At 47.4% G+C, this 6194-nt stretch carries 6 protein-coding genes; 4 read left to right on the plus strand and 2 right to left on the minus strand.

The genetic code is table 11. The annotated features are described in order from the left end of the window. Positions 1 to 133 precede the first annotated feature (133 nt). The gene (locus QUB35_RS38115; protein WP_333148165.1) at positions 134 to 1069 is read right to left on the minus strand and encodes a glycosyltransferase family 2 protein; all 936 of its coding nucleotides are present in this window, start codon (positions 1067 to 1069) and stop codon (positions 134 to 136) included. On the opposite strand from QUB35_RS38115, the gene QUB35_RS38120 reads away from it, so the two are divergent. Then, entirely contained in the window at positions 978 to 1190 is a 213-nt protein-coding gene (locus tag QUB35_RS38120; RefSeq protein ID WP_223300923.1) for a hypothetical protein, read from the plus strand. The two genes, QUB35_RS38115 and QUB35_RS38120, sit on opposite strands and share 92 nt — an antisense overlap. A gap of 1 nt (position 1191) precedes the next feature. Here the strand turns inward: QUB35_RS38120 and QUB35_RS38125 are convergent, their stop codons facing one another. Next, positions 1192 to 2163: a glycosyltransferase family 2 protein gene (locus tag QUB35_RS38125; RefSeq protein ID WP_333148156.1), complete on the minus strand. Its 972-nt coding sequence runs from the start codon at positions 2161 to 2163 to the stop codon at positions 1192 to 1194. A gap of 309 nt (positions 2164 to 2472) precedes the next feature. Here QUB35_RS38125 and cobU point away from each other — a divergent pair, with 309 nt between their 5' ends. The 3 genes from cobU to QUB35_RS38140 all read left to right on the plus strand — a co-directional run bounded on the left by cobU (position 2473) and on the right by QUB35_RS38140 (position 5898). Continuing rightward, positions 2473 to 3048, plus strand: a complete 576-nt coding sequence (gene cobU, locus QUB35_RS38130) for a bifunctional adenosylcobinamide kinase/adenosylcobinamide-phosphate guanylyltransferase (RefSeq protein WP_333148158.1) — start codon at positions 2473 to 2475, stop codon at positions 3046 to 3048. A gap of 280 nt (positions 3049 to 3328) precedes the next feature. Further along, positions 3329 to 3751: a hypothetical protein gene (locus tag QUB35_RS38135; RefSeq protein ID WP_333148160.1), complete on the plus strand. Its 423-nt coding sequence runs from the start codon at positions 3329 to 3331 to the stop codon at positions 3749 to 3751. Between the two features lie 77 nt (positions 3752 to 3828). Then, positions 3829 to 5898, plus strand: coding sequence for an AarF/ABC1/UbiB kinase family protein (locus tag QUB35_RS38140; RefSeq protein WP_333148162.1), 2070 nt, complete (start codon positions 3829 to 3831; stop codon positions 5896 to 5898). The last annotated feature ends 296 nt before the right edge of the window (positions 5899 to 6194 follow it).

Genomic DNA, 6194 nt, shown 5'->3' on the forward strand with positions numbered 1-6194 from the left:
CCTGGCACATCTCTTGATGAAATTATTCGTGCTTATTGTGAAGTCTAGTGTCTCATACTTATTTGAAATGACTATATCTGCGTTCATCGGCGTCAATCCGCCGCCATCTGCGGTTAAAATTTCATACCTACTATTACGGCAATTTCACTTCGGTCTCCTGACTGATAACTACTGGCGGCGACAGAGTAGGCTCAGGTTCTGCCACATTTAACTGACCGCCACAACAACGCAACTCGTAAAGTTTTGCATTAATTTGATACTCATATTGACTCAATAGCCTTGCATAAATATAGCCAGCTTTTCCATCCAAAAAGCCGAGCTGAATGAAATAAAATAAAATAAATCTGAGCATAGGTTTAAAAGGCAGCCACACCCAAACTTTTTTGAGAAAGCGTTTCCGCTGCACTGCATCTCCAAATAAGTGAGCGCCAATAGTGCCGCTGTCGTCGCGCCCTTCAATAATATTGTAATAAACGCGAGCTTCCCAATTAGAATAGCGGTTGTGCCGTTCTATCCAGTGAAATAAATCGCGGTAATCCTCGTGGATCATGTCATTTTTTAAGTAGCCGACTTGACCCGCTAAAATTACGTGTTCGTGAACTTCGTTGTCGCCAGTATTGGGGACGGATTCAGTGCCGAGGTTTTCGTAACGGCCTTTTTGATGCTTGAACAAACGCAAATTCCAGTCGGGATATCGGCCGCCGTAACGCAGCCACTGACCTAAAAAGAAGACTTTGCGGTTGAGGTAGTAGCCGTCAAAATTGGGGTCTTCGATCGCCTGCGCGATTTCGTCCCAAAGTTCCGGCGGAATGCGCTCGTCGCAATCGACAATTAATACCCATTCGTTGCGAAAGGGCAGATTGTCCAATGACCAATTTTTCTTTTTCGGCCAGCGGTTGTCGAAGTAGAATTGCACTACTTTTGCGCCCGTGCTGATGGCAATTTCTACCGTGCGATCGCTGCTTTGGGAATCAACCATGAAAACTTCATCCGCCCTGGCAATGCTGGCCAGACACGCTGGTAGATTAAGTTCTTCGTCTTTTGCCGGAATGAGAACTGAAACCGGAATCTTGGATGAACTAGATGTCATAATCGAGTGCTTGAACCTGAATGCGGTCGAGTTTTGGTGGATGAAATGCGATCGGCACAGCAGGGCCGACGACTTGAGCAGCGAGGGATATTGCCTATAGCCTAATGCCTGCTGGTCGATTTCGGTGCAAAAATCAGGCCGCGGATGGCTGCGCTCAAATAACCGATTTGACCCCAGGCAAAAACGAAATTTTCAAAGCGCAGCCCAGGATCTCTAATATATTTAAAAGACTTCCAGACTCCCCTCAAGATTCTTTCACCCCCCCGCCCAAGCTGAGCAATACCGTCTCGATCGGACAATTGTTCGCGATAACACTCGCTGATGCCTTGCCACCACCCGCGCTGTAGAAACCAAGCTTTGTTGAGCCTTTCTGTCGCGACATGGTGAAGCACCAGGGCCTCCGGTAGATAAACTACTTGCCAACCTAACTCTAAAGCTAATTCTGTGGCCCGCAACTCTTCATTTGACAGCAACTTTTTGCCGACTCTACCGAGTTTGGCATCGAAGCCGCCAATTTGTTCGAGAAAAGCGCGCCGGATTGAATAGTTTACACCCCTGGGAGTCAAACCGGCAGCAGTCACGTATAGGTAAGTATCGCCTAAATCGTATGATCCCAAGTTCTGGGCCAATCCCGGTGACAGCCATTCGGGCGGGCTGACTCCCGAAGGCCAGAGCAAATTTACTTTGCCACCAGCTACGGCGAGTTGTTGATTGCTTTGATAAGCCGCGTGCAGCACCCTGAGCCAATTCGGCTCAGCAATAGCGTCGTCGTCGAGATAAGCTAATATTTCACTGCGAGCTTGCTTAGCGCCTGTGTTCCGGGCTACTGACAGACCGATTTCGGGTTCCCAGACGTACTTGAGACGCCGATCGCCCTGTCTTGCTTCTACCACCTCGCGGGTGCGCGAAGTCGAACTTTCGGGGCTTGCATAATCGCTAGAAGCGTTATCCACTACTACTACTTCAAAGTTGTCGGGAAAATCCTGTACCAGCAAGCTGTCGATCGCCCCACCTAAATAGGCGGCGCGATTGTGGGTGCAAATAATCGCTGATATCTGAGGACGATCTGGCATAAATAACAGCTTGGGAAATACGGGGGTTCTCGATCGACTTACTCTGATATTGTCTCATCAATGCTATTATCGCTTAAAAAGCATTTGGTAGTTTGCCGTTTAAATCATAATTGGTAATTGCTAATTGGGAATTGGCAATTGGGAATTATGTTTAATCCTTTGTATGTGACCCCGCCCAAAGAAGGGAGACAAGCCCGCGACATTAGTCGCGAGCAGCCCAAAAATTTTAACCAAACTTCAATCTCCCAAAATCATTTGTTGTGGAGTAAATCTAAAATCTAAAATCTAAAATCTAAAATCGACTGACTAATGAGTAACTCAGAACCCACCACATCGAGACAATTAATCTTAGTAACTGGGCCGGCCCGAAGCGGCAAAAGTGAATGGGCCGAAACTCTGGCGGCGGGTTCTGGGAAACAAGTAATCTATGTGGCTACCGGTCAGGTTGATGAAACGGATTTGGAGTGGATTCGTCGCCTCGATCGGCACCGAAATCGCCGTCCAGTTGATTGGGCAACTCTAGAAGTGCCGATCGAATTATCGGCCGTTTTGCGAGCAAGCAAGCCGTCAGATTGCTTGTTGATTGATTCACTGGGAACTTGGACGGCAAATCTTTTGGAACAAGAAGCTGCTGTTTGGGCGACTACGCAGCAAGATTTGCTAGCCTGTTTGAAGTCGGCGGCGGCTGATGTAATTTTGGTAGGGGAAGAAACCGGATGGGGCGTTGTGCCTGCTTATCCGGCGGGGCGGCTGTTTCGCGATCGCCTCGGCACTCTCGTGCGCCACATCGGGGCGATCGCCGATACTGTTTATCTCGCCACCGGAGGTTACGCCTTGAATCTCAGCGCTTTGGGTACCCCGCTGCCGCCGGTAGCGAAAAATTAACAGCCGGAGTCGCGATCGACAAGAGAGAAAATATATCGGTTTCCCGAACGACAATTTTAACTGAAAATCAGGTAGAATTTTCATTAAGTAAGATTGAAAATTCAAGACTCACATAAATTAGTCAAAAAACATACTCACTAGGGGGACAGCTCAACAATTTGACATGAGGAATAGCCAAATTTTGAAATTATGTAAAAGATAAAATGTCTCTTAAGAAAGAGTGGTAATTTCCAATTAAAAGTCTAAAATAATCAATTAGTTGAAGGGTTGACTAAAAGTTATGGCATCAGATAGTGAAGTAAGAAAATATATTGCTTACTGGTTTCAGTTAGGCAAAAAAGTATTAATTCGCAACGGTTCCGAAGCGCTGCAGCCCAAATTGGTAAATGGGGGCGATCGCTACAGCCAGGAATTTGAAGACTGCTGGCAAAAAATCATCTCCCGCGACAGCGGAGACTGTTACCTCGAAGGCACAAACGAAACAATTGCCCAACTGCTGACGCCAGCTTGGGAAATCAGTCCCTGCGCGCGCTGCGCTATGCCCGTAGTGTTCAAACAAACCGGAATGCCCCCGGAGTTCTGTCCCTGTAACGACTTACCGAACTGGCCCGATACCGAAATGCCCCAACCTCGATCGCCCGTCAGCAGCCAATCGCAACTATCAGGCATTCGCGATCGACTCCAAAGATCCAGCGGCGAGTAAGTATATAAGAAGGAAGAAGGGTCTTCTTCCTTAAATTGTTACAATATATTTACAATGCTTCACACTAGGTCTGATTTATGAATGTCAAGACAGTATCGCCAGCCTCCCCGCCAACTTATGTAAATTCAGGGACTCAGGCTGTACTCGGCAATCTCCAAGATGCAAATACAATTCCCCTGCAAGCAGTACCAGTATCACTAGAGACGGAGCTCGTAACGGACGATCGGCTCAAATCAGCCAGAGACATAGCTTTCGAGTTAGCCGGAGATGCTGTTCGGTACGATCCAGTGGCGATCGCAGCCCTGTACCGAAATCGACCTCTACAAGTCTGGGGAAGGCTGTCGAGCGTTGTTTGGACATTTTTTAGCTTTGCCTTCAGTGTGTGGTTCGACGGCAAAACAGGTCGTACCGCCACCAACGAAAAGCGTCGCGCCGTCCGACTGCGGGAAATTCTCGGCCAACTCGGCCCAGCTTTCATCAAAATCGGACAAGCACTTTCAACACGCCCCGACTTAGTACCGCCAGTATATTTAGAAGAACTAACCACGCTGCAAGACCAATTGCCAGCATTTCCGAACGAAGTAGCATATCAATTCATCCAAGAAGAATTGGGAGCCCACCCCAAAGACATCTACGCAGAAATCAGCCCAGATCCGATCGCCGCAGCATCTCTCGGACAAGTCTACAAAGGCAAACTCAAAACCGGAGAAACAGTCGCAATCAAAGTCCAGCGACCGGGTTTAGCCGAAAACATCGGCTTAGATATCTACATCCTGCGGCGTCTTGCAGTTTGGGCACAAAACAACTTCAAAATAATTCGCAGTGACCTCGCCAGCATTATGGACGAGTTGGGCGAGCGCATTTACGAAGAAATGGACTACACCCACGAAGGTCAAAATGCCGAACGGTTTGCCCAACTCTACGGCCACATCAAAGACATTTATGTTCCCAGCATCTACTGGGAATATACCCGCCGCCGCGTCTTAACAATGGAGTGGATCACCGGCATCAAACTTACGAATTTAGAGGCCGTTAAAGCTCAAGGAATCGACGCTCCTTACTTAATTGAAGTGGGGGTGCAGTGCTCTCTCAGACAACTTCTCGAACACGGTTTCTTTCACGCCGACCCGCATCCCGGCAATCTTTTGGCAACTCCTGACGGTCAATTAGCTTATCTCGATTTCGGGATGATGAGCGAAGTTAAACCTTATCAGCGGTACGGCTTGTTGGAAGCTGTGGTGCATTTGGTGAACCGCGACTTTGAAGGTTTGGCAAAAGATTATGTCAAGTTAGAGTTTTTAACGCCAGACACCGATTTGACGCCAATTATTCCGGCTTTGGCGGGGGTATTTAACAATGCTTTGGGTGCTAGCGTTGCCGAACTCAATTTCAAAAGCATTACTGACGAACTTTCGGCGGTGATGTACGAATATCCTTTCCGGGTTCCAGCTTACTATGCTTTGATTATTCGATCGCTCGTCACGTTAGAAGGGATTGCCATTAATGTCGATCCAGAATTCAAAGTGTTGAGCAAAGCTTATCCTTACGTTGCAAAACGGCTGTTGAGCGACCCCGCACCGGAATTGAGAGCATCCCTGCAAGATTTGCTGTTCAAACAAGGCGAATTCCGCTGGAACCGCTTAGAAAACTTGCTCAACAATGCCCGCGAGAGCGAGGATTACGATGTCAGCAAAATCTTGAACCAAGCATTAGAGTATTTATTTTCCGAAAGAGGAGATTTCATTCGCGATCGTATTGTCCTGGAATTAGTCAAGAGTCTCGACACACTTTCCAGCAATGCTTTTGCTAACGCCAAAGCAGTCGTCGGCGAATGGTTTGGAGTCAAGGCAAATCAACCTGTGGTTTCACCAACTGAACAAAAAAACTTAGAACACATCAAACGGATTTGGGATATTTTGCAATCAACTCCCGGCTTTGACGGGACGAAAGTATTGCAGCTACTTCCGCAATTGTTGGTGAAACCGGAAGTGCAGAATATGGGGCAGAAAGTAGTCGGCGGTTTAGCTCAAAGAGCAGTTGCTAGGGTTATTCGTGAGTTTTTGCTTTCGCAGGAACCGGATGCCATTCCCGTGAATGGAAGCTATGCTAAAACTTCGCCTCAGTTGTCTTTACCTGCTGCGAAGTAGTTATATCATGTCAGGTGAATTGACCATAATTCCTGTAGGGGCGGGTTTACCAATATCTACAATAGAAACGAGAGATTCTGTAAACCCGCCCCGGCTTTTGAGCGTGGTCGATCGACCGCACATCATATTAGATTGGGAGATTGGGATGTTTTTTGACCGCAGATATTAGCAGATAAACACAGATGAACGCAGATGAAATTTCGTCTGCGTTCTTTTAATTAAGGATCGCGAATTAAATAACTTACAATTTTAATTGTTATTGTGGGATGGGCGTCCCGCCCGTCCAAAAAGGACGG

Origin of the sequence: Microcoleus sp. B13-B6 (assembly GCF_036705405.1) — a bacterium.
GTDB lineage: Bacteria > Cyanobacteriota > Cyanobacteriia > Cyanobacteriales > Microcoleaceae > Microcoleus.